The sequence below is a fragment of the Streptomyces sp. SD31 genome (assembly GCF_052068475.1).
Taxonomy (GTDB): domain Bacteria; phylum Actinomycetota; class Actinomycetes; order Streptomycetales; family Streptomycetaceae; genus Streptomyces.
Window position 1 is genome coordinate 246,706 of the sequence record NZ_JBQHCX010000014.1, and the last position, 22,516, is coordinate 269,221.

Annotated in this window: 19 protein-coding genes; 12 read left to right on the plus strand and 7 right to left on the minus strand. The window is 71.1% G+C overall.

Annotation, left to right across the window (positions count from 1 at the left end; genetic code table 11):
- Positions 1-23 precede the first annotated feature (23 nt).
- Together ACTMVF_RS28905 and ACTMVF_RS28910 are read right to left on the minus strand one after the other, a co-directional pair.
- Positions 24-440 (minus strand): hypothetical protein, encoded by a 417-nt coding sequence (locus ACTMVF_RS28905; protein WP_441274025.1) that lies wholly within the window; start codon positions 438-440, stop codon positions 24-26.
- 69 nt (positions 441-509) lie between these two features.
- The gene (locus tag ACTMVF_RS28910) at positions 510-905 is read right to left on the minus strand and encodes a nitroreductase/quinone reductase family protein (RefSeq protein ID WP_441274026.1); all 396 of its coding nucleotides are present in this window, start codon (positions 903-905) and stop codon (positions 510-512) included.
- Positions 906-1,007: 102 nt separating this feature from the next.
- On the opposite strand from ACTMVF_RS28910, the gene ACTMVF_RS28915 reads away from it, so the two are divergent.
- Both ACTMVF_RS28915 and ACTMVF_RS28920 read left to right on the plus strand, forming a co-directional pair.
- Positions 1,008-1,835 carry an endonuclease/exonuclease/phosphatase family protein gene (locus ACTMVF_RS28915; protein ID WP_441274027.1) on the plus strand — a complete coding sequence of 276 codons (828 nt, stop codon included), beginning with the start codon at positions 1,008-1,010 and terminating at the stop codon, positions 1,833-1,835.
- A gap of 118 nt (positions 1,836-1,953) precedes the next feature.
- The gene (locus tag ACTMVF_RS28920) at positions 1,954-2,769 is read left to right on the plus strand and encodes an LPXTG cell wall anchor domain-containing protein (RefSeq protein WP_441274028.1); all 816 of its coding nucleotides are present in this window, start codon (positions 1,954-1,956) and stop codon (positions 2,767-2,769) included.
- 43 nt (positions 2,770-2,812) lie between these two features.
- Here the strand turns inward: ACTMVF_RS28920 and ACTMVF_RS28925 are convergent, their stop codons facing one another.
- Entirely contained in the window at positions 2,813-4,330 is a 1,518-nt protein-coding gene (locus tag ACTMVF_RS28925) for a CehA/McbA family metallohydrolase (protein ID WP_441274029.1), read from the minus strand.
- 198 nt (positions 4,331-4,528) lie between these two features.
- On the opposite strand from ACTMVF_RS28925, the gene ACTMVF_RS28930 reads away from it, so the two are divergent.
- The 4 genes from ACTMVF_RS28930 to ACTMVF_RS28945 all read left to right on the plus strand — a co-directional run bounded on the left by ACTMVF_RS28930 (position 4,529) and on the right by ACTMVF_RS28945 (position 10,011).
- Entirely contained in the window at positions 4,529-5,377 is an 849-nt protein-coding gene (locus ACTMVF_RS28930; RefSeq protein WP_441274030.1) for an LLM class F420-dependent oxidoreductase, read from the plus strand.
- 154 nt (positions 5,378-5,531) lie between these two features.
- A complete protein-coding gene (locus tag ACTMVF_RS28935) occupies positions 5,532-8,117 on the plus strand; it encodes a bifunctional FO biosynthesis protein CofGH (protein WP_441274031.1) in 2,586 nt (861 codons plus the stop codon).
- Between the two features lie 78 nt (positions 8,118-8,195).
- Positions 8,196-8,747 carry a hypothetical protein gene (locus tag ACTMVF_RS28940; RefSeq protein WP_441274032.1) on the plus strand — a complete coding sequence of 184 codons (552 nt, stop codon included), beginning with the start codon at positions 8,196-8,198 and terminating at the stop codon, positions 8,745-8,747.
- Positions 8,748-8,829: 82 nt separating this feature from the next.
- Positions 8,830-10,011, plus strand: coding sequence for a DUF418 domain-containing protein (locus tag ACTMVF_RS28945; RefSeq protein WP_441274033.1), 1,182 nt, complete (start codon positions 8,830-8,832; stop codon positions 10,009-10,011).
- Between the two features lie 11 nt (positions 10,012-10,022).
- Here the strand turns inward: ACTMVF_RS28945 and ACTMVF_RS28950 are convergent, their stop codons facing one another.
- Complete coding sequence (locus ACTMVF_RS28950; RefSeq protein WP_441274034.1) at positions 10,023-10,535, minus strand: DUF2165 domain-containing protein; 513 nt, start codon at positions 10,533-10,535, stop codon at positions 10,023-10,025.
- Between the two features lie 116 nt (positions 10,536-10,651).
- Between ACTMVF_RS28950 and ACTMVF_RS28955 the strand changes: the two genes are divergently transcribed.
- From ACTMVF_RS28955 to ACTMVF_RS28975, 5 genes are all read left to right on the plus strand, one after another.
- On the plus strand, positions 10,652-13,234 hold the full coding sequence (locus tag ACTMVF_RS28955; RefSeq protein ID WP_441274035.1) for a tetratricopeptide repeat protein: 2,583 nt from the start codon (positions 10,652-10,654) through the stop codon (positions 13,232-13,234).
- 366 nt (positions 13,235-13,600) lie between these two features.
- A complete protein-coding gene (locus ACTMVF_RS28960; RefSeq protein WP_441274036.1) occupies positions 13,601-14,389 on the plus strand; it encodes a helix-turn-helix domain-containing protein in 789 nt (262 codons plus the stop codon).
- A gap of 82 nt (positions 14,390-14,471) precedes the next feature.
- Positions 14,472-14,753, plus strand: a complete 282-nt coding sequence (locus ACTMVF_RS28965; RefSeq protein WP_441274037.1) for a DUF6247 family protein — start codon at positions 14,472-14,474, stop codon at positions 14,751-14,753.
- Between the two features lie 381 nt (positions 14,754-15,134).
- A complete protein-coding gene (locus ACTMVF_RS28970) occupies positions 15,135-16,250 on the plus strand; it encodes an ADP-ribosylglycohydrolase family protein (RefSeq protein WP_441274038.1) in 1,116 nt (371 codons plus the stop codon).
- A gap of 15 nt (positions 16,251-16,265) precedes the next feature.
- Positions 16,266-17,021 (plus strand): hypothetical protein, encoded by a 756-nt coding sequence (locus ACTMVF_RS28975; RefSeq protein ID WP_441274039.1) that lies wholly within the window; start codon positions 16,266-16,268, stop codon positions 17,019-17,021.
- A gap of 58 nt (positions 17,022-17,079) precedes the next feature.
- Here the strand turns inward: ACTMVF_RS28975 and ACTMVF_RS28980 are convergent, their stop codons facing one another.
- Together ACTMVF_RS28980 and ACTMVF_RS28985 are read right to left on the minus strand one after the other, a co-directional pair.
- Complete coding sequence (locus ACTMVF_RS28980; protein WP_441274040.1) at positions 17,080-18,654, minus strand: sodium:solute symporter family protein; 1,575 nt, start codon at positions 18,652-18,654, stop codon at positions 17,080-17,082.
- 126 nt (positions 18,655-18,780) lie between these two features.
- On the minus strand, positions 18,781-19,566 hold the full coding sequence (locus ACTMVF_RS28985) for an SDR family oxidoreductase (protein WP_441274041.1): 786 nt from the start codon (positions 19,564-19,566) through the stop codon (positions 18,781-18,783).
- Between the two features lie 76 nt (positions 19,567-19,642).
- On the opposite strand from ACTMVF_RS28985, the gene ACTMVF_RS28990 reads away from it, so the two are divergent.
- Entirely contained in the window at positions 19,643-20,497 is an 855-nt protein-coding gene (locus ACTMVF_RS28990) for a hypothetical protein (protein ID WP_441274042.1), read from the plus strand.
- A 128-nt stretch (positions 20,498-20,625) separates the two neighbouring features.
- Here the strand turns inward: ACTMVF_RS28990 and ACTMVF_RS28995 are convergent, their stop codons facing one another.
- Positions 20,626-22,482 (minus strand): MFS transporter, encoded by a 1,857-nt coding sequence (locus ACTMVF_RS28995; RefSeq protein ID WP_441274043.1) that lies wholly within the window; start codon positions 22,480-22,482, stop codon positions 20,626-20,628.
- Between the last annotated feature and the right edge of the window lie 34 nt (positions 22,483-22,516).

The following is a 22,516-nucleotide window of genomic DNA, read 5'->3' on the forward strand; positions in this document are numbered from 1 at the left end:
GGCACCCTGCGCTCTGGGGTCGTCTACGGGTGGATCCGGACTGTCCGGGCGGTGTTGCCGCGGACGTCCTTGACCGTGAAGTCGACGCCGTTGATGGTGCAGTGCAGCGGCGGGGTGCCTCCGCAGCCCATCTCCGTGCCGTCGCCGTAGGCCTTGATCTGGATGTTGTTCTTGCTGATCTGCGGGAAGGTGACGCGTTCGATCCAGAAGCGGTGAGCCCTGAACCCTTCGCCCTTCTTGACCTGGACCTTGCAGTCGAGGTCGGCGCACTTCTTCAGGCGCGAGGGATAGGAGATGGCCCGGGTGTCCGCTGCCGCCGCCGAATGGGCTGCGACACCCGTCACGGTCAGAGCGAGAGCGACCGCGCCCACGGCTGCTTTGCGGGAGCGAGCGGCTGCGCGCCTGGTCGCTCCCCCCTTCATCTTCGTGGTGTGTCCCATGTGGCGGTTCTACCGGGCCGGCCCTGGGACGGGTCCCGACGTGCGGCCCTGATCAGGCCCGTCGGACCGTCAGTCCTCCAGGTCCACCCGCACCGTCAGCAGGTGCGTCCCGAAGGCCCTCACGCCCACGCTGTTGAAGCGGGGGAGGCCGCGCAGGCGGGCGATCGGGTCGTCGTCGGGCAGCAGGTGGGCCGTACCGGTGTGCCACCGCCCCCTGATCCGCACCCGCACCCGCGGATCCGCCTTGATGTTGCGGATGTACTGGGACTTGTCACCGAACTCCGAGACCAGCCAGAAGGAGTCACCGACCCGGCGGCCGCCCACCGGTGTCTGCCGGGGCAGGCCGGAGACGCGGCCGGTGGTCTCCAGGACGGTCTGGAGGGGGAGGCGGCGCAGCACCGGATTGCCGACGCGGCGCTGGAAGGTGGTGGCGGCGCGGAACCTGAGGTCGCCGAGGCGGGACATCGTCTGTGAGTCTCCTGTCTCCTGCTGGGTGTCACGGCGCGCGGGTCGAACTGTTGCTTCAATGGTCCCCGACGCGGCGTGACGAGAGCGGGTGGCTGCGGAATGCGGGTCGTGACCTGGAACCTGTGGTGGCGCTTCGGGCCCTGGGAGGAGCGCCAGAAGGCGATCCTCGCCGCGCTGCGCGAACTGCGCCCCGACGTCGTCGGCCTGCAGGAGGTGTGGGCGGCCGACGGCGAGAACCAGGCCGAGTGGCTGGCCGGCGAACTCGGCATGCACTGGGCCTGGGCCCCCTCACCCGCCCCCGAGCGGTGGCGCCGGCGGATCGGCGACCCGACGGTGGACATCGGCAACGCCGTACTGAGCCGCTGGCCGGTCGCGGACCGGCGCACCCTGCGGCTGCCGGCCCCGTCCGACGTCGACGACGGCCGCCTCGCCCTGTTCACCCGCCTGGTCACCCCCTCCTACGACATCCCCTTCTTCACCACCCACCTCACCTCCGCCCTGCACGCCTCGGCCGTACGCTGTCGCCAGGTCACCGCGCTCGCCGAGTTCATCGCCGAGAACCGGGGCGACACGCCCTTTCCGACCGTCGTCACCGGCGACTTCAACGCCTGGCCGGACTCCGACGAAATCCGCCTCTTCGGCGGCTACCGGACCGCGCCGCTCGTGCCCGGCCAGGTCTTCTTCGACGCCTGGCAGTACGCCGACTCATCCGCGCCCTCCGTCACCTGGGACCGCGAGAACCCCTACGTCGCCTCCGGCCTGGAGCCGAGCGTGCGCATCGACTACATCCACGTGGGGCCGCCCGGGACGGGGGGACTGGGCCATGTGCGGGGCGTACGGCGTGCGGGCGACGGCCCGGTCGACGGGGTCTGGCCGTCGGACCACGCGGCGGTGGTCGCGGACCTGGGGGGCGGGCCGGTGCCCTGACGGGCGACAGCGACGCCCAGGGGAACATCCGGTGACGAGATGGTGGGCTGCGGCAACTGGCGGGTGATCACAACGGTCACACAGGTGCCAAAAGGTCCCCGCATCCGAGGTTCGTCACATGAGACCCCGTCAGGCCCTGCTCGCCGCCGCCGCGTTGCTTCCGGCAGCGCTGCTGACCGGCACGGCAGCGTACGCCACCGACTCGCCGACGCCCTCGATCCCGGCCACGGCGCCCCCGTCCCCGTTCCCGCGCCCGTCATCGAGCGACCCCTGGGACTGCCACAGCGACCAAGAGGACCCGAGCCTGCGGACGACGCTTGACGGCCTGCCCGGAGGCATCGCCGTAGGCAGCGGTTGGCACGGCCTCACCCTCAAGGTCCTGAACCTCAGGGACACGGCCGTCGAGGACGTTGAAATCACCCTCACCAAGGTGGCGTACGACAGGAAGCCCGAGATGCCCACCGAAAGCCCGGAGTACGTCGACCTCCAGCGCCGGGATCCGAAGTCCCGGGCCTGGGCGGACCTCGCCTTCCCGGACGACTACGAGGGCGTCCTCACCACGACGGACATCGCCCCTCGCGAGACGCTGACGTTCCAGCTCCGCCTGCGCGTCAACGAGGGCGTCCCCCTCGGGAACTCGGGGCTTCCGAAGGACGACGGCAAGGGAGAAGGCGACGTCATGGCCTACCTCAGACGCCTGGACGACAACGGCGAGTGCACATGGTCACGCGACTGGGAAGGCTTCGGCATCCACGAGGCCGGCTCGCACACAGGCAACGGAAACACCTCCCCACCCCCGACCGACGACCTCGCCGACACCGGCTCCTCCTCCCCACTCCCGCTGCTCGCCCTCGCGGGCGGAGCGGCCGTCGCGGTGAGCGGGGGTGCGGTGTACGCGGTACGGCGCCGCAGGGTGGGCGAACGCGGCGCCTGACCCCGTGCGCCCCAACTGCCCTTCACCACATGGGATTTGCTGCCTACGCGCGCCCCAGGAAAATCGGGTTCGTGAACGCCGCCAATGCCCCCGGCAACGGCCCCACCGCCGCCTCATGCCGCAACTCGGCCCGCACATAGGCCGCGTAAGACGGCGTCGTACGCCACTCCACGACCCCCGCCCCCGACACCGGCAGCGGCGGGCTGGTGAACAGCACGCCCTGGTCGGTCACGAAGCGGACCGTGCAGCGGGGGGCGCCCGTGGCCTCCAGGCGTACGGTCACCGGTGAGTTCCGGTCGACCTTCAGGCGCTCGCCGATGCCGGCGTGTTCGCCCTTCGCGCCGGAGACGCCGAAGGTCAGGGAGACGTTCTTCGACTCGGCGATGTACGACCGGCCGGCCCTGATCCCCTCCTGGATCGCCTCCCGCGTCAGATCGTCCGCCAGGACCACCGTCTGCGGGCTGCCCACCGGGTCGGGGTCGCGGTGGGCGTCGCTGTTGCCCATCGCGGGGATCCAGGCGCCGGACCCCGAGCGCACGGACGCCACCAGCATGCTGTCCCAGTCCGCCAGCGTCACCTCGTCGTCGGGCGTGTAGGGGCCGTTCCAGACCTCCACCGCGTCCGCCTCGCCGAAGCCGAACTTCCAGTTGCAGCCGACGCAGGTGGCGTGCGGGTGGGCGGGGACGACGAGGCCGCCGGCGCCCCGGATCTGGCGGGCGAAACGGCCGAAGCGGTTGTCCCGGGCACGGTAGCGCCAGTCGATGAAGGTGCCGGGCTCGGTGCCAAGCGCCACCACGTGGCCGTTGCGGGTCGTGACCTCCTCGCCGAGCATGATCAGGAGGTCGTCGCCGGCCTCGGACGCCCAGTGCGCGTGCGCCGAGTGCGTGTTGTGCTCCGAGCTGTTGATGAAGTCCAGGCCCGCGGCACGGGCCAGCGCCGCGATCTCGGCCGGCGTACGGCGGCCGTCCGAGTACCAGGAGTGCAGGTGGCAGTCGCCCCGGTACCAGGCCCGTCCACGGCCCTTCGCCCGGTCCGGCGGGTACGTCGGCGCCACCGTCTCGCCCGGCTCGCCGTACGTCAGCGTGATCGTGAGCTCGTACGGCAGTCCCTGCGGCGCCACCGTGTAGGGGCCGAGGGCGATGTGCCACGTGCCCTCACGCACCGGCCCCGGGATGTACCCCGGCGTCGCGTCGTCCGCCCGGATGAAGAACTCCGTGCGCGCCCCGCCCGACCAGCCCCGGAAGCCGCGGCCGCCGAGCTCCGTGCCGCGCCAGTCGAAGATGCCGATGTCGAGGGCGTTGCCCGGGGTGCCGGCCGGGACGGACGGTTTCTCGTAGGTGTAGGAGACCTTGATCTCCCGTACGCCGGAGGGCACTTCGACCGGCACGTACACGAAGTCGGGGGACCCGGGCGGCAGGGTGCCCCGCACGGTGCGGGTCTCCGCGTCCTGGGTGTCGTCGGCGCCTCTGGCGAAGGTCACGCTTCCCAACGTAAGCGCGGCGGCGGCGCCCGTCACGAACAGCGCGCGTCTTCCCAGGCCCGCGTCGTGGTCCTCGCACATGCTGCTGCTCCCCAGGTCGTCGTGAAGGACATGGCGTGGGTGGTGCAGTGGTGGTGCGTGCAACTCTCGTATTCAGCCGTGAACTGCCGTACAAGGGAAGGGAATCGGCAGACAATCGGCAGTCGAGCGGTAGTCGACCCCAGCTGTGCCGACCGGTCGGTATGGACATCGGGTCGTCCGCGCGGTACAGATGCGGTCATGCGCATCTCCGTGACGATCTTCCTCACCGACGAGACCATCACCCCGACCCGGCTCGCCCGTGAGCTGGAGCAGCGCGGGTTCGCCGGGCTGTATCTGCCCGAGCACACCCATATCCCGGTCGAACGGGTCACGCCGTACCCGGCCGGTGGCGACCTCCCGCCCGAGTACGGCCGCACCCTCGACCCCTTCGTCGCCCTCGGCCAGGCCGCCGCCGTCACCGAACGGCTCGGCCTCGGCACCGGCATCACGCTGGTCGCCCAGCACGACCCGATCGACCTCGCCAAGCAGATCGCGACCGTGGACCACCTCTCCGGCGGGCGGTTCACCCTCGGCCTCGGCTTCGGCTGGAACGTGGAGGAAGCCGCCGATCACGGCGTCGAGTGGGCCACGCGGCGCGAGCTCGTCCGGGACCGGATGGCTCTGATGCGGGCGCTGTGGGCGGACGAACCCACCGCGTACGAGGGGGAGTTCGGTGCGGTTCGGGCCAGTTTCACCTATCCCAAACCCGCACAGAAGCCGCGCGCGCCGAAGCTCGTCGGGCCTCGCACGCTCATCGGCGGAGCCGCCGGGCCGAAGCTGTTCGCGCACATCAGTGAGTACGCCGACGGGTGGCTGCCGATCGGTGGGCGCGGATTGTCCGAAAACTTGCCTGTGCTGCGGGCCGCCTGGGCGGACGCCGGGCGCGATCCGAGCGCCCTTCAGGTGGTGCCGTACGCCGTGTATCCCAGCCCCGGCAAGCTTGCGCACTACGCGGAGTTGGGCATCGAGGAGGTCGTGGTGCAGTTGCCTCCGGCGGGGGAGGGGGAGGTTTTGCGGGTGTTGGACGAGTATGCGCAGTACGTGTGAGTCGGTTGGCCTGCTCGTCTGCTCGTCTGCTCGACAGGATCGTTGGTCGCTGCGGGTTTCGTCGTGGTCGCTCGCGCAGTTCCCCGTGCCCCTTCGGGGGCGCGATCTCGCCGGCACCTCATTGTGCTGATCACCCCGCTCGTATGCTCGAAGAATGACGACACCCGCGACCCCCGGAACCGGCCCGACCGAGAACTCCATGCGTCGCGCCCTCAAACGCGCCCGGGACGGCGTCGCCCTCGACGTCTCCGAGGCGGCCGTGCTGCTCCAGGCCCGCGGCGAGGCCCTCGACGACCTCGTCGCGTCGGCCGGCCGGGTGCGCGACGCGGGCCTCGCCACGACCGGCCGGCCCGGCGTCATCACGTACTCGAAGAGCGTCTTCATCCCCCTGACCCGGCTGTGCCGGGACAAATGCCACTACTGCACCTTCGTCACCGTCCCCGGCAAGCTGCGCCGCGCCGGGCACGGGATGTTCATGTCGCCGGACGAGGTCCTCGACATCGCCCGCAAGGGCGCGGCCCTCGGCTGCAAGGAAGCCCTCATCACCCTCGGCGACAAGCCCGAGGACCGCTGGCCGGAGGCGCGCGAGTGGCTCGACGCGCACGGGTACGACGACACCATCGCCTACGTCCGCGCCATCTCCATCCGCATCCTGGAGGAGACGGGCCTGCTGCCCCACCTCAACCCGGGCGTCATGACCTGGACCGACTTCCAGCGGCTCAAGCCCGTCGCCCCGTCGATGGGCATGATGCTGGAGACGACCGCGACCCGCCTGTGGTCCGAGCCGGGCGGCCCGCACCACGGCTCCCCGGACAAGGAGCCCGCCGTACGGCTGCGGGTGCTGGAGGACGCGGGGCGCTCCTCGGTCCCCTTCACCTCCGGAATCCTCATCGGCATCGGCGAGACGTACGAGGAGCGGGCCGATTCCCTCTTCGCGCTCCGCAAGATCTCCCGGGCCTACCACGGCATCCAGGAACTGATCATCCAGAACTTCCGCGCCAAGCCGGACACCGCGATGCGCGGCATGCCGGACGCGGAACTCGACGAGCTGGTGGCCACGGTGGCGGTCGCCCGGCACATCATGGGACCGAGCGCCTGCCTCCAGGCCCCGCCGAACCTGGTCGACTCCGAGTACGAGCGCCTGATCCGCGCCGGCATCGACGACTGGGGCGGGGTCTCCCCGCTGACCATCGACCACGTCAACCCCGAGCGCCCCTGGCCGCAGATCGAGGAGCTGGCCGAGCGATCGGCGGCGGCCGGCTTCGAGCTGCGGGAACGGCTGTGCGTCTACCCCGAGTTCGTCCAGCGCGGCGAGCCCTGGCTGGACCCGCGGCTGCTCCCGCACGTCCGGGCGCTCGCCGACCCGGAGACGGGCCTGGCGCGTGCGGACGCGGTGGTCGAGGGGCACCCGTGGCAGGAGCCGGAGGAGGCCTTCGTCGCGTCCGGCCGTACAGATCTGCACTCCACCATCGACACCGAGGGCCGTACGTCCGACCGGCGCGACGACTTCGACGAGGTGTACGGCGACTGGGGCGCCCTGCGCGAGGCCGCCGCGCCCGGGATGGCGCCGGAGCGCATCGACACCGACGTCCGCCAGGCGCTGCGGGTCGCGGCCGACGACCCGACCCGGCTGACCGACGACGAGGCGCTGGCGCTGCTCCACGCGGACGGCCCGGCGCTGGACGCGCTGTGTGGGGTGGCGGACGACGTCCGCAAGTCCGTGGTCGGCGATGACGTCACGTACATCGTCACGCGGAACATCAACTTCACCAACGTCTGCTACACGGGCTGCCGCTTCTGCGCCTTCGCACAGCGCAGGACGGACGCCGACGCCTACACGCTCTCCCTGGACCAGGTCGCCGACCGCGCCCAACAGGCCTGGGACGTGGGCGCGGTGGAGGTCTGCATGCAGGGCGGCATCCACCCGGACCTGCCGGGCACGGCGTACTTCGACATCGCGCGGGCGGTGAAGACCCGCGTCCCCGGCATGCATGTGCACGCCTTCTCCCCGATGGAGGTCGTGAACGGCGCCACCCGCACCGGAATGTCGATCAGGGAATGGCTCACGGCGGCGAAGGAAGCCGGCCTTGACTCCATCCCCGGTACCGCCGCCGAGATCCTCGACGACGAGGTCCGCTGGGTCCTGACCAAGGGCAAGCTGCCGACGGCGACCTGGATCGAGGTGATCACGACCGCGCACGAACTCGGTATCAGGTCGTCGTCGACGATGATGTACGGCCATGTCGACCAGCCCCGCCACTGGCTCGGCCACCTGCGCACACTGGCCGGGATCCAGCAACGCACGGGCGGCTTCACGGAGTTCGTGACGCTGCCGTTCATCCACACCAACGCGCCGGTGTACCTGGCGGGGATCGCGCGGCCCGGCCCGACGATCCGCGACAACAGGGCGGTGACGGCGATGGCCCGTCTCCTCCTGCACCCCTGGATACCGAACATCCAGACCAGCTGGGTGAAGCTGGGCACCGAGGGCGCGGCCGAGATGCTCCGCTCCGGCGCCAACGACGTCGGCGGCACGCTGATGGAGGAGACGATCTCGCGGATGGCGGGGTCGTCGTACGGCTCGTACAAGTCGGTACGCGACCTGGTGGCCGTCGCCGAGGTGGCCGGCCGTCCGGCGAAGCCCCGGACGACGCTGTACGGCGAGGTGCCACAGGAGCGGCAGCGGGCGGCGGAGGCCTCGGACGGGCATCTGCCGGAGTTGTTGCCGGTGCTGGACTGAGAAGGACCCCGCCGCGGGGGTCGGTACGATGATCCGACCCCCGCCGGAGGGGTTCCGTAGCTGAGGAGATGCGTGCCCGTGCCTGCTCCCAAGGTCTGGGTGACCGGTCTGACGGTGGGCGCGATAGCCGCCGTCACCGTTCTCGCCGTGCAGGCCGACAAGGGGCCGCACCCGACGGCGACGGCGGCCCGCCCGAGCTCGTCCGCGTCGGCGGGGGCGAGCCCCGGCCCGTCGAAGTCCACCGCACCCGCCGCCGTGCCGGAGGGCTCGGGCACGGGACGCCGGGTCGTCTACTCCCTCGGCCAGAAGCGGGTCTGGCTGGTCGACGCGAGCGACGCGGCCCGCCGTACCTTCACCGTCTGGCCGGGCACGGTGAGCCCGGACCCCGGCACCTACACGGTGTCGTCGCGCAACATGGCCACCACGGGCTCGGACGGCGTGCAGATCGAGAACATCATCTACTTCGCCGCGAAGTCCGGTGTCTCCATCGCCTTTTCCAACGCCGTGGACGGCTCCTCGCCCCCGCCCGCCGAGGGCAAGCAGACCGGCGGGGTCCGGATGCGCGCGGCCGACGGGTCGGCGTTGTGGACGTTCGGGGAGACAGGTACGACCGTGGTCGTGGTCGAGTAGGCGTCCTCTGCATCCTTCGATGTAGGGCAGGTTCGACTTCGCTCACGACGATTCGGGCCGTTGCCGCCGTGACGATGAATCCATGACGCACCTGGACGCGCGAGCCCCGCGGGCACTGGATTCCTCGCCCACCGGACGCCGACTGCCCCTCCTCGACGTACTGCGCGGAGCGGCGATCCTCGGCACGCTCATGACGAACGTATGGATCTTCACCGGTCCGGGCGCGGAGTGGGGAGCCCTGGAGTCCGGCTCGGGCGAGCCGTCGTTCGGATCGCTCGCGGGGGCCGTCGAAGGCACCTTCAGCGTGCTGGGGAACGGCAAGTTCCTGTCGCTGCTGACGATCCTGTTCGGGGTCGGGCTGGCGATCCAGTACGCCTCGGCCGCGCGACGCGGACAGCCGTGGCCGGGCCGGTACCGATGGCGGGCGCTGTTCCTCTTCGGCGAGGGCACGCTGCACTTCGTCCTGGTCTTCGCATGGGACGTACTGATGGGCTACGCGGTCACCGCGCTGCTCGTCGCCTGGCTGCTGACCCGCTCGGAGCGGGCGCAGCGACGGGTGATGTGGTGGGCGGCGGGTGCGCATCTGACGGTGATCGGCCTGCTGACGGCCGCCCTCGCCCTGGACGGTACCGAGGACGGCGGCACCATCTCCCGAGAGGTCGTCGACCTTTACGCGCACGGCAGTTACCCGGACCAGATCGCCTTCCGCCTGGAAAACGCGATCGCGCTCCGCATGGAGCCGGTACTGACCTTCTTCCTCCTGGTCTTCCTCTTCCTGCTGGGCGTACGGCTGTTCCGGGCGGGCGCGTTCGGCGCGGACGAGACGGGGCGGAGGCTGCGCTCCCGCCTCCTGCTGTGGGGCCTGGGCCTCGGACTGCCGCTCAACGCGGCGGCGGCACTGGCCGGCCCGGACCTGTTCCTGCTGGCCCGGTACGGCACCGCCCCGCTCCTCGCCCTCGGCTACATCGGGCTGATCGGCGCGCTGGTGGACCGGGTACGGCGCCCGGGCCCGCTGATGACGGGACTCACGTCCGTGGGCCGAACCGCCCTGTCCGGCTATGTCCTGCAGAACGTGCTGTGCGTGTTCGTCTCCTACGGCATCGGACTGGGCCTCGCCGAACGGCTCGGTGACACGGGCCCCTGGTGGGTGGTGGGACTGTGGGCCGGGGTCTGCGCGGTGCTGATGGTGGGCTCCACGCTGTGGCTGCGGCGCTTCTCGGCAGGGCCCCTGGAGGCGGTCCAGAAATGGGCCCTGCGCCATTGAAGCGGTACGCGTCAGCCGGCGTCGGCCTGCCGTCCCTGCCCGAACGGCAGGTGGTTGACGATCAGCACGACCCCGCTGAACAGGAACACCCGGGTCGCGGCGTCCAGCCCGTTCCAGTCCCCGGACTGCCACATCGAGAACCACTCCCCGCCGATCGCGATGAACCCGCCGCCGAACAGCAGCATCAGCATCAGCAGGCCGTAGGTGGAGAAGCGGCGGGCGCGCAGGTCGTCGCGGCGGAACCAGAGCCAGGTGCCGTATATGAGGACCAGGGCGGCGACGGTCTCCCAGATGATGATCGCGACATACGCCGCGTCCTGAAGTCCCTTGCTGGTGATGGCTCTCCACATCAGGTCGTCGTCCTTGAACGTCGTATCCATCGCCAGGACGTGCCGCACGAACTGCTGGTTCGTCCCGAAGTCGGTGATGTTCCCGAAGGCGACGAGGGTGATGTAGAGGGCGACGGTCGCGGTGAGGAGCGTGGCGGCCAGGTGGAGGGCGCCGCGTGGGGGTGTGGTTGGCATGGTGGTCATCTTTCCCGGGGGGCAGTGTGTTCGGTACGCATTGAGCCAGAATTGACGAGGACGAGCTCTGGGCGGACGGACGAGAGGGACGTACGGTGGCGCAGTCGCGGCCGTCTATGCAGCAGCTGATCGGCCGGCGCAGCCGGGCCGGGTTCGTGGGCCGGAGTGCCGAACGGGCCGCGTTCCGCGCCAACTTCGACAGCGCGCCGGAGGACGAGCGGCACCGGTTCCTCTTCCACGTGCACGGCAACGCGGGCGTCGGCAAGACCTTCCTGCTGCGGGAACTCGAACAAGTGGCCCGGGAGCGCGGGGCGTTGACGGCGTACGTCGACGAGAGCGCCGGGAGCGTGCCGGAGGCGATGGAGGCCATCAGCCGGCAGTTCGCCGCGCAGGGGCGGCGGCTCAAGGAACTGGACCGGCTGCTGACCGCGCACCGGGAGCGGCGCCACGAGGCGGAGCTGGCGGCGGTCACCGCGCTGTCCACGGAGCCGTCGGGGCCGTCGGGGCCGTCGGGGCCGTCGGCGGGCAGCATGGCGGTGGCCCGGGCCGGACTGGTGGGACTGGGGATGGTGCCGGGCATCGGGGCCTTCGCGGGCGCGCTGGATCCGGCCCAACTCGCCCAGGGCGCCGACAGGTTGAGGTCCGGGGTCGGCGCACGCTTCCGCAGCCAGGAGGACGCGCGGCTCGTCCTCGCCCCCGAGAGCGTGCTCACACCGGTGCTGCTCGACGAGGTCTCCCAGGCCGCGTCCGCCGTACCGTGGATCGTCCTGTTCTTCGACACGTACGAGCGGACCGGCCGCTTCCTCGACGGCTGGCTGCACACCGTGATGACCTCGGAACGGTACGGCGCACTGCCGGCCACGATCGTCGTGGTGACGGCCGGGCAGCTCCCCTTCGACGCCACCCGCTGGGGCGGCTTCGGCGACTTCATGACCGACCTGCCGCTGCTGCCGTTCACGGAGCCGGAGGCGCGGGATCTGCTCGCGGGCAAGGGGGTGGTGGCCGAGCCGGTGGTCAGGGAGGTGCTGCGGTTGACCGGCGGACTGCCGGTGCTCGTGTCGACGCTCGCGGAGAGCCGCCCCGCCGATCCGGCCGACGTGGGGGACCCCAGCGCCACGGCCGTGGAGCGGTTCCTTCGATGGGAGCAGGATCCGGTAAGGCGCTCCGTCGCGCTGGCGTGCGCGCTGCCGCGACGGCTGGACGCGGATGTGTTCCGGGCGGTGGTCGACCGTCCGGAGGCCGAACTGGACGGTCTGTACACATGGTTGCGTCACCTGCCGTTCGCCGGTGAGCGGGCCGGCCGGGTGCAGTACCACGACGTCGTACGCGCGCCGATGTTGCGGCTGCAGCGGCAGCAGTCGCCCAGGACCTGGGTGACCCGGCAGCAGGCGCTCGCCTCGGTGTTCCGGGAGTGGCGGACCGAGGCCGAAGCCGGACGCGGCGCCGAGGAGCTGTGGGCGGACGAAGGGTGGCGGGAGCTTCGGCTGGCGGAGCTGTACCACCTGCTGTGCGCAGGGGAGCGGTCGGCGCTGACGAGCGTGTTGGGGGATGTCGTCGACGCCTGCGAACAGGGCGAGTCCGTCGCCGGGCGGTGGGCCTGGGTCCTGTCGGAGGCCGGCTGGGACGCCGAGACATGGGCGGTGGCTCAGTGGGGGCAGCAGCTGGGGCGGGCGCTTCGCAGCGGCGGGACCGCGGCGGCCCTGGAACTGGTGCTGCGGGGGGCCGGGTTCGAGAGAGCGCCGGTGGCCGCCGGGCCGGTAAGGGACGCGGCGGGGTACGGCGCGGTGGGCGTCCCGCCCGGCGGCACGTCGTACCCCGACGGGGCCGTCGTCGGGCAGGGCGCACCGGCCGGGGCGCAGCAGCGTGAGGCGTCGTCGGGGGCACCCGGCGCAACCGAGGGACCGCGCCGGATCCCGCAGGCCGAAGTGCCGCCGGTCGAAGACGGCTGGCATGTCGCCCTCGCCCCCACGGCCGCCGCCCGCGCCTACCGCGCCCGAGCCATCGCCCACGACCTCGCCGGTGACCGGCACGCGGCCGTCGTCCGCCTGAACCGGGCCCTCGAACTGGCCCCCGACGACCCCGGCAGCCTCGCACTGCGCGGCGAGTACCACCGCGTACTGGAACGTCACGACGAGGCGATCCGCGACCTGGGCCGGGCGCTCGAACTGAACCCCGCCGACGCCTTCGCGCTGGCCTCCCGAGGCGCCACCCGCCTGAGCCGCCACGAACTCGACGAGGCGCTCGCCGACCTCGACCGGGCGGTGGAGCTCAAGCCGGACTACCCCTGGGCACTGGTCCGCAGGGCCCGCGTACACCGCGCCCTCGGCAACCCCGACCGCCAACTGGCCGACCTCGACGGGGCGGTGGCCGTGGACCCCGACTGGGCCTGGGTCCGCTGCGAACGCGGTGACGCCCTGCGCGCCGCCGGCCGCGACGAGGAGGCTCTCGCCGACTACGACCACGCGCTCGCCCTGGAGCCCGACTACGACTCCGCCCGCGCGAGCCGGGGCGCCTCGCTGGCCAACCTCGGCCGCCACGCGGAGGCTCTCGCCGACCTGGACCGGGTCCTGGAAGGGAGGCCGGCGTACACCTGGGCGCTGCTGCGGCGGGCGGCCGTCCACCGGCACCTCGGCGCCCACGACGAGGCTGCGGCCGACGAGGCACGCGCGGCCCTCCTGACCGGTGACGACACCCCATGAAGCCGGGCTGTTCGGGCAGTTGTGTGCCCTCTCCGACCGGATCCCGCAGGTCAGGGACGCGGTGGGCGGCGAGGCCGAGTCGGGGCGGCCAACTGCAAGACGGTGTGGGCGGAACTGGCGCCGGATCGCGGGGAGTCGTGACCCGGCGGTTCCCGACGCCAAAAACCAAAGAACCGGGAAAAGAACCAACCCACCCCCACCGCCCCCGTCGATCACCCGCAGGGGTGAACATCGCCAACTCGGCTGGCGCGGAGGGGTTTCGGTGGTGCAGCGTCAGCCGCAGACAACCGCACACATGAATCGGCCCTCGCCGGGACTGGCATCCCAGTGCGAGGGCCTAACACCGAGGAAGAGAAGAGCTTCCCGATGACTGAGCAGCAGCCTAGCGCGCCCGCGCGCACCAAGTCCGGCCCTTCCGCCGGAGGCGTCGAGCACGTCACCGAACCCCACCACGACCAGTTCGTCGTGGTCGGAAACCACCTCGCCCAGCACCCGGAGCTGTCCCTGACGGCGATCGGTCTGGCCGTCCACATTCAGTCGCTGCCCGCCAGGACCCCGATCGGGATCAAGGCCCTCGCCGCGAAGTTCCCCGAGGGGGAGATCCGGATCGCCGCCGCCCTGCGGGAGCTGGAGGCGCACGGATACCTGGCTCGCACCAAGGAGCGTCTTCAATCGGGCCGAGTCGTGACCCGGACGATCTCGTACAACAAGCCCCGGCTCGCGGTTGCGCGAGCGGTTGCGCAGCCCGAGTCCCGCCCGGCACCGGCCCCGGTCTCCGAGGCACCGCCCGCGCCCAACGCCGCCGCCGACCTCCTCTGCGGTCTGCGCGCCCACGACTCCCGCCTGCTGCTGAGCGAGCGCGACGTACGTCGCTTGGCGCCGGCTGTCTCCGCTTGGCTGGAGCGGGGTGTCACCCCCACCGCCGTGCAGCGGACGCTGACGAACGCCCTGCCCGAGAACCCGATCCTCCACCCGGCGGGATTCCTCGCCCACCGCCTTGAGGCACTTCTGCCGCCACCTCTCCCCGCCCCGTCACACCACGCGTCCCCTGTCCGCCCGGACCCACTTCAGACCTGCGACGGCTGTGACCGAGCCTTCCGCGCGCCTGCGCCGGGCCGGTGCCGCGACTGCCGTACGTCCCTCGCGGCGGCGTAGAGGCCCGGAAGCGAGTCCCGTGACAAGCGCCGCGCACGCACCGCGCCACCGACACCGCCGGTACCGTACGAGGACCGACGCATTGCGGGCCGCGGTCGCGCGCATCGCGCCGAGCCGGATCCCGGCCCTCACGCAACACCTCTTCGAGGCCACGACGAACGCTCAGCAGACACAGAGCCTCGCCCCGCTGCGAGCCTTCGTGCACTCCTGGGCCGTGTTCGTGGCGATCGAACGGCATCCGGAGCGCGCCGCACGGCTGCGTGAGCTGGAGCAGATCGTGGACGCGGGGGAGCAGGACCCGGCGGAGGCCATTGCTGAGATCCGGGCGATCCGAGAGGCCGCTGAGGCAGAGGCGGGGCTGTGACGGACTGGGCATGGGACTACAACCCGAGTGCCGAGTACGTGACTGGAGGGCTGCCACCCGGAGTGGTGGCAGAGGTCGAGCGGCTGGCCACCGAGTTGGCGGCGCTTGGCCATGACTCCGTGAAGGTCGGCAGGCCACTCGACCGGGAGGGTGGGCTGCGTGAGTTCGACCTCCTCGGCGGACGTGGCTTCATCAGCTTTCTCGCCGTACCCCGTCATGAGTGCGTCTACGTTGCAATGTCACCTGGTACGGGTGATAACTGACCACTCAGGACCACTTCGGTCACACCTCGCATACCGATCTGCCCCCTGAACCGACCGTCCCCATTCGATTACAGTGGCGAATCGTCGTACGGACGGACGCTGTAACGGGGAGGTCTTGGTGGGTGCGACACTCGGCGCCGTCTGGGGCCGTACCGAACAGCAGGACTTCCGCAGCCGGGTGCGCGGCACGCTTCTCGGGGCGGCCGTGGGGGACGCCTTCGGTGCGCCGGTGGACGGGCTCGGGCTGGACGAGATCCGGGAGCAGTACGGGGCCGAGGGCCTTGTCGATCTCGGGTTCGGGTACGGGCGACGCGGTGCCGTGACTCACCTCACGCAGCTCACGCTGTTCAGCGTGGACGGGTTGATAAGAGCGCAGGTCCGGCGGGACACCGGCGCCTGGCATCCGCCCACCGATGTGCACCGGGCGTATCTGCGCTGGGCCGCCACACAGCGGGACTGGGGTCCCGACGAGCGCCGTAAGGACGACGGGTGGCTGGCGCGGGAGGAGTGGTTGTACGCCCGCCGGGATCCCACCCGCGCGCTCCTGCTCGGTCTCGGTGACGAGACCATGGGCACGCTGGAGTCGCCCAAGAACGCCGCCGAGCTCGGGCCCGAGGCCGTCGCCCGTTCCGCGCCCTTCGGACTGCTCGTCGGCTGGGAGCCGCAGCTCGTCGTCCAGCTCGCCGTGGAGTGCGCGACGCAGACCCACGGTCATCCGATCGCCTACCTGTCGGCGGGCGCGTACGCCGTCATCGTGCACGGTCTGGCCTGCGGGGAGAGCCTCGACGGGGCCGTACAGCGGGCGTTGGCGCTGCTCGCCCTGCGGCCGGGGCACGAGCCCGTGTCGGACGCGTTGCAGCACGCGCTGGGCGCCGTACGGCAGGGCATGCCCACTCCGGCGCGGGTGGAGGAGCTCGCGGCCGACGGCTCGGCGGACGGACTGCTCGCGGCTGCCGTGTACTGCGCCCTGGTGGGGGAGGACGTCCGCCACGGGCTGTGCCTCGCCGTGAACCACGACGGCCCCTCCGCCGCCGCGGCCGCCCTCACCGGCGGCCTGCTGGGCGCCCTGCACGGCGAGACGGCCCTCCCCCCGGCCTGGCTGGCCGAACTGGAGGGCCGCCCGACGATCCTCGAACTCGCCGACGACTTCGCCATGGAGATGACCCAGGGGCCTGCGCTGCACGGGCCGGGGGGTTCGTCCCCGGGGTGGCTGGCCAGATATCCGCGGGCTTAGGGGACACGGGGCACGGTGGGGACGTCGCAGAACAAGGTCGTACGGACCGTCATTTGGCTGGTGCTGTCTGCCATGGCTCTCGTCGTGGGGGTGGTGATGGCCCTCGAGGTCCGCGGAGCGCTGGAGCGGGAGCGGGAGTTCCGTGCCGCGCCGACGTGCGCCTCCGTCCCGGTGAAGGCGTCGGGGTGTCTGTGGGAGCAGGACTTCACCGTGCGGACGGCGGATCTGAACCGCGGTAGGAGGAACGGGGGGCCGGAGGCGGAGCTGCTGCTGCCGACCGGCAAACCGTGGGGGCCGGTGATGTTCCGGGACACGGATCCGGTGGTGTCGGAGATGGCGCCGGGCGAGAAGGTCGTCGGTCTGATCTGGCACGGGCGGGTCGTCGAGGTCCGGGACGCCGACGGACGGCGGCAGCAGACCTCGTCCGGGCCCGTGGGGTGGCCCGAGGACCGCCTTGGCGGCGCGCTCGCCTGTATCTCGTTCGGCCTGATCGCGCTGGTCGGATCGGTGTGGCCGTTCTTCGCCCGGGGCAACCGGCGGCGCGCGAAAGCGGCGACCGTGGTGCGGTGGCACGGCGTCGGGATCGGGGCGGCAGCCATCGTGGCGCTCTGGGCGCAGTCGGCCAACGACTGGCCGATGTGGGCGATCCCGGCGATCTGGGTGCCGCTCGCGTTGCTCCTCCTGGCGTGCATGACGGCTTTCGTCATCGCCGCCCTGCGCGGCGACCTGGATGACGACACGCCGTCCGAGCCGCTCGCGGCCCAGCCCTGAACCCGTTCGCCGCCTGTGGGCGTCGTCCCTGGCCGACGCCCACAGGCGGCACGGCAGGTCAGTCCTTCGTGCGTGTGCCCACCGCGTCCTGAACGCCGTCCGCGTGAGCCGGCACCGCGGCCGCCGCCGCCCCGTCCCCATCCGTGTTGATCTTCTCGATGATCGCAAGCCGCTCCGGCGTGTCCTCCGGCTTGATGAAGCCGATGAGGATGTACAGGACCAGCGACACCGCCAGCGGGATCGAGACCTGGTACTGGAGCGGGACGCCGCCCTCGATCTGCCAGCTGATCGGGTAGTTGACCAGCCAGAAGGCGAGCAGGCCCATCGACCAGCTGGTGAGCGCGGCGGTGGGGCCGGAGCGGCGGAACGGGCGCAGCAGGCCCAGCATCATCGGGATGGCCATGGGGCCCATGAGGCCGGCGACCCACTTGATGACGACGGTGATGATGTCCTTGAAGGCGGGGGAGTTGACCTGCGTCGCCGCCGCCATGGACAGGCCGAGGAAGACGACGGTCGTGATCCGGGCGACCCGCAGGCCCTGACCCTCGCTCCAGGCCCGCGCCCTGCGCCACACCACCGGCGCGCAGTCCCGGGTGAAGACGGCCGCGATCGCGTTGGCGTCGGAGGAGCACATGGCCATGGTGTGCGAGAAGAAGCCGACGATGACCAGGCCCAACAGGCCGTGCGGGAGCAGCTGTTCGGTCATCAGGCCGTACGAGTCGGAGCCGTCCGGCTTCTGCGAGGTGACCAGCAGCGGCGACATCCACATGGGGAAGAAGAGGACCACCGGCCAGACCAGCCAGAGGATCGCCGACAGGCGTGCCGAGCGCTCGGCCTCGTACGCGCTGGCCGTGGCCATGTAGCGCTGGGCCTGGTTGAGCATGCCGCCGTTGTACTCGAAGAGCTTGATGAAGAGGAAGGCGAGGAGGAAGACCGTGCCGTAGGGGCCGACCAGCGGCTCACCGTGGCCCTGCAGCTCCGGCCGGTCCCAGGCGTCGAGGAAGCCGATGCCCTTGTCGTTCAGCTCCATGACCACGGCGACGAACATTGCGACGCCGGCCAGCAACTGGATGACGAACTGCCCGAGTTCGGTCAGCGCGTCCGCCCACAGGCCGCCGATGGTGCAGTAGACGGCCGTGATGGTGCCGGTGATGAGGATGCCCTGGTTCAGCGACACCCCGGTGAACACCGACAGCAGCGTCGCGATCGCCGCCCACTTCGCGCCCACGTCCACGATCTTCAGCAGCATCCCGGACCAGGCCAGCGCCTGCTGGGTCTTCAGGTCGTAACGGTTCTTCAGGTACTCCAGCGGAGAGGCCACATGGAGGCGGGAGCGCAGCCGGTTGATGCGCGGCGCGAACAGCTTCGAGCCGATGGCGATACCGAGCGCGATGGGGAAGGACCAGGTGACGAAGGAGGTGACGCCGTAGGTGTAGGCGATGCCCGCGTACCCGGTGAACATCACCGCGCTGTATCCGGACATGTGATGCGAGATCCCGGACAGCCACCACGGCATCTTGCCGCCCGCGGTGAAGAAGTCGCTGACGTTGTCCACCCGCTTGTGCGACCAGACGCCGATCGCCACCATCACGCCGAAGTAGCCGATGAGCACGGCCCAGTCGAGACCGTTCATGTGCGCCCTCCCAGGGTTCAGCCCGGCGCTCATCCTGGGCGCTGTCGCGTGAACACGACAAGTGAGCGTAAGGTCAAAGGGAGGTAAAAGTGTTCGTCATGAGGTCCTTGGTTCATCCATGTGAACTCAGCGCATCAGCTCCCCCGCGTTGACCAGCAACGACTGTCCCGTGAGGGAGCGTGCCCTGTCCGACGTCAGGAACACCACCGCGTCCGCGACATCCCCGTCCGTGGCGAGATCGGGCAGCGCCATCCGTCCGGTCAGCCGTTTCAGGACGTCGCCCTCGGGCACGCCCTCCGTCCGCGCCGTGAACCGGACGTACGCCTGCACCGGCGGCCCCCACATCCAGCCCGGCAGTACGGTGTTCACCCGGATCCGGTACGGCCCCAACTCCCGGGCCAGCGAGTACATCGCGCTCGTCAGTGCCCCCTTCGACGCCGCGTACGCCGCCTGCCGTACCTGTGAGGGGGCGGCGACCGAGGACTGGGTCCCGATGAAGACGACCGAGCCCCCGCGCTCCTTGAGGGCCGGCAGACAGGCCCGTGTCATCCGCAGCGACCCCAGCAGGTTCACGTCGATCACCGACTGCCACGTGGTGAAGTCCGCGTCCTCCAGGCCCCCGAAGTAGCCGTCCAGGGCGGCCACATGGACGACCGCGTCGATCCCCCCGAACCGCTCCCGCGCGAGCGCCGCCAGCGCCTCGCACTGCCGCTCGTCGGTGATGTCGGTCGCCCGGTACGCCGTGTGCGCCCCGTCGGGATCGATCTCGGCGGCGCTCTTGGCGAGGTTGGCCTCCGTGCGCGCCCCGAGGACCGCGTTCCCGCCGTCGCGCACCACCGTGGCGGCGACCTGATGACCGAGCCCGGTGCCCACTCCCGACACGACGACGGTCTTGCCCGCGAGCAGTGACATTCCGCTGCCTCCCGACTCTGGACGCACTATCTGACGGCCCGTCAGAGTATGGGTGACCGCAGGAAAGGGGAACCGCATGAGCGAGGACACCCGCAGTGAGGACACCCGCAGCGCGACGTACGCCGAACTGGCCGCCGTCGGCCCGTACGGAGTCCACCCGGGCCACGCCCTGATCACGATGGTCGAACCGCACCCGGGCCATGAGTACGCCTACAACCGCTGGTACGAGGACGACCACTACTACGCCGGCGCGATGGCGATGCCCTGGATGTACGCGGGCCGCCGCTGGGTGGCGACCAGGGACCTCCAGCTCCTGCGCTACCCGGAGAAGTCGGCGATCGCCCAGCCGGTCACCGCCGGCTGCTACATCTCGACCTACTGGATCACCGAGGGCCGCTACGACGACCACATGCGCTGGACGGTCGCCATCAACAAACGCCTGGGCCGCGACGCCCGCGTCCACCAGGAGCGCACCCACGTCTTCACGGCGTTCCAGGACCACGAGGCCACGGTGTACCGCGACGGCGCGGCGGGCCCCCGCGACTTCCACGCCCTGGACCACCCCTACGCGGGCCTGGTGGTGCAGGTCATCGACACGGACTCACCGCAGCGGCGCACCGAACTGCTGGAGTGGCTGCGCGCACGCCACCTCCCGAAGCGCCTGGCCGGCTCCCCGACCGCGATGGTGACGATCTTCCGGCCCACGCCACTGCCGCTGGACCGCATGTCGTACGTCAAGCAGGTCGAGGGGGTCGACACCCGCCTGACGCTCCTGTGGTTCGTGGAGGCGGATCCGAGGGAGTGCTGGGAGGGGTGCTTCGCAGGCCTGGACACCGTGGTCGAGGAGTCGGGGCTGGGACGGGTGGAGCTGGTGGCGCCGTTCGTCCCGACGATCCCGGGGACGGACACGTACGTGGATCAGCTGCGCTGACGGTCACCCATCAGCACCGGCCCAGGCATTTCGGCCCGTCTGGGGGTGCCCTCTCTGGGGGAGCTTGAGGACGAGGCCCGTTCAGGGCGAAGCGGGGGTCTGGGGGCGGCAGCCCCCAGGAACGCCGGTCACCGCAACTCCTCCGGACAAGGCGTCCCCCGCGGCACCCCGTACGGCGCCGCCAGCCGATACTCGCCCGCCCGCGGAGCGACCAGCATCGTCCACCGGTCGCCGAGCGCGTCCTCCTCCGTCTCCATCAGACAGCCGTTGACGTTGTCGTACGACTTCGGCTCGTCTTCGGGGCGGTCCTTGGACGCCTCCGTCTCCTGCGGCGGGTCCAGCTTCTTGCCGTCGGCGTCGACGATGCTCAGCCAGGGCGAGTAGGGGATGCGGATGAGGATGCGGCCCGGCTTGCTCACCCGCATCGTCATCTCGCCCTGCTCGGCCCGCTCGACCACGGCGTTCGGCTCGGCGAGCGGCGTCGGGTCGGTCATCTTGAACAGCTGCCAGTTGGCGTCGCCCCACACCTGCTTCAGATACGGCATCCCGCGCCGCACCAACTGCCGCTCACGCAGCGCCGCCGAGGGGTCCGGCTCGTCCTTGGGCAGCACGACGAAGTGCACGGCCCAGCGCTGGAGCCACTCGTGGTAGTTCGCGGAGTTCAGGGTGCCGTCGTAGAAGAGCGGGTTGCGCTCCATGTCGGCCTGGCGGTTCCAGCCGCGGGCCAGATTGAAGTACGGCGCGAGGGCGGCGGCCTCGCGGTGCGAGCGGGCGGGCACGACCTCCACTCGGCCCTTCTCGGCGCCGACCTCCTGGAGCTCGTTGACCAGCGGGGCCAGCTCGCGCGCCCAGGACGCCTCCGGGGCGGCGTGGATGATGTCGTCGACCGTCTTGTAGCCGATCCAGCCGACGAAGGTGAGCAGTGCCAGCACACCCGTGTACCACTTGCGGGAACGCGGCACCGTGAAGGGCAGCGCGGCCACCAGGGCCGTCCCGCCGAAGAGCATCGCCAGGCGGGTGATGTTGGAACCGATCTGCGAGCTGATCACCCAGACCAGCACGACCGAGAGGCCGTAGACGGCGGACACCAGCCGGACCGTCTTCCACTCCTTGGGCACCAGCACGAAGGTGGCGACGGCGACCAGCAGCGGCAGCAGCACCGAGCCGATCACCATCGGTTGCGTGCCGGAGAAGGGGAACAGCCAGGCCGACACGGCCACGACCGCGGTCGGCGCCAGGCCCAGCGCCCACGCTCCCGGCCGCCGCTTCTGCAGGAACAGCGCCACCGCCACGAAGCCCACGAACAGCCCCGCCACCGGCGACGACATGGTGGCCAGCGCGGCCAGCGGGGCCGCGCACAACGCCTTCGCCCAGCGCTTGTAACGCCAGCGGTGCGGCCAGCAGAACACGACGGCGACCGCGCCCAGCGCGAACATCGTGCCGAGCCCGAAGGTCACGCGCCCCGAGATCGCGTTGCACACCAGCCCGAAGACCCCGGCCAGCGCCGCCCACAGAGGGTTCCTCACCGACCGGCTGCGCAGCAGCACCAGCATCAGCAGGCCCGCCGAGACCGTCCCCGCGATCATCATCGTCGTACGGACACCGAGGACCGACATCAGATACGGCGACACCACGCTGTACGACACCGGGTGCATACCGCCGTACCAGGCCAGGTTGTACGCCGAGTCCGGATGCCGGCCGACGAACTCGGCCCAGGCGTCCTGGGCCGCGAGATCGCCGCCGCTGCTTGCGAACGTGAAGAACCAGATGACGTGGAGGAGTCCGGCCAGCGTCGTGATCGACAGCACCGGATGGCGCAGGAGGCGCTCACGCAGGGTGAGGACGGCGGCGTTCAGACGCGACGGCGGTCTGTCCTCCGGAAGGTCTTGACGGTCTCCCCGGCGTGGCGCGGGCACGCGTATTCGCGGCCCGGCTCCCCGTCCCGGATCGGCGTCGTCTGCGCGTGTCGGCTCCGCAGTGGCCACCTTTGAGGCACTCCCCGTACTGTCCCGTCTTCTG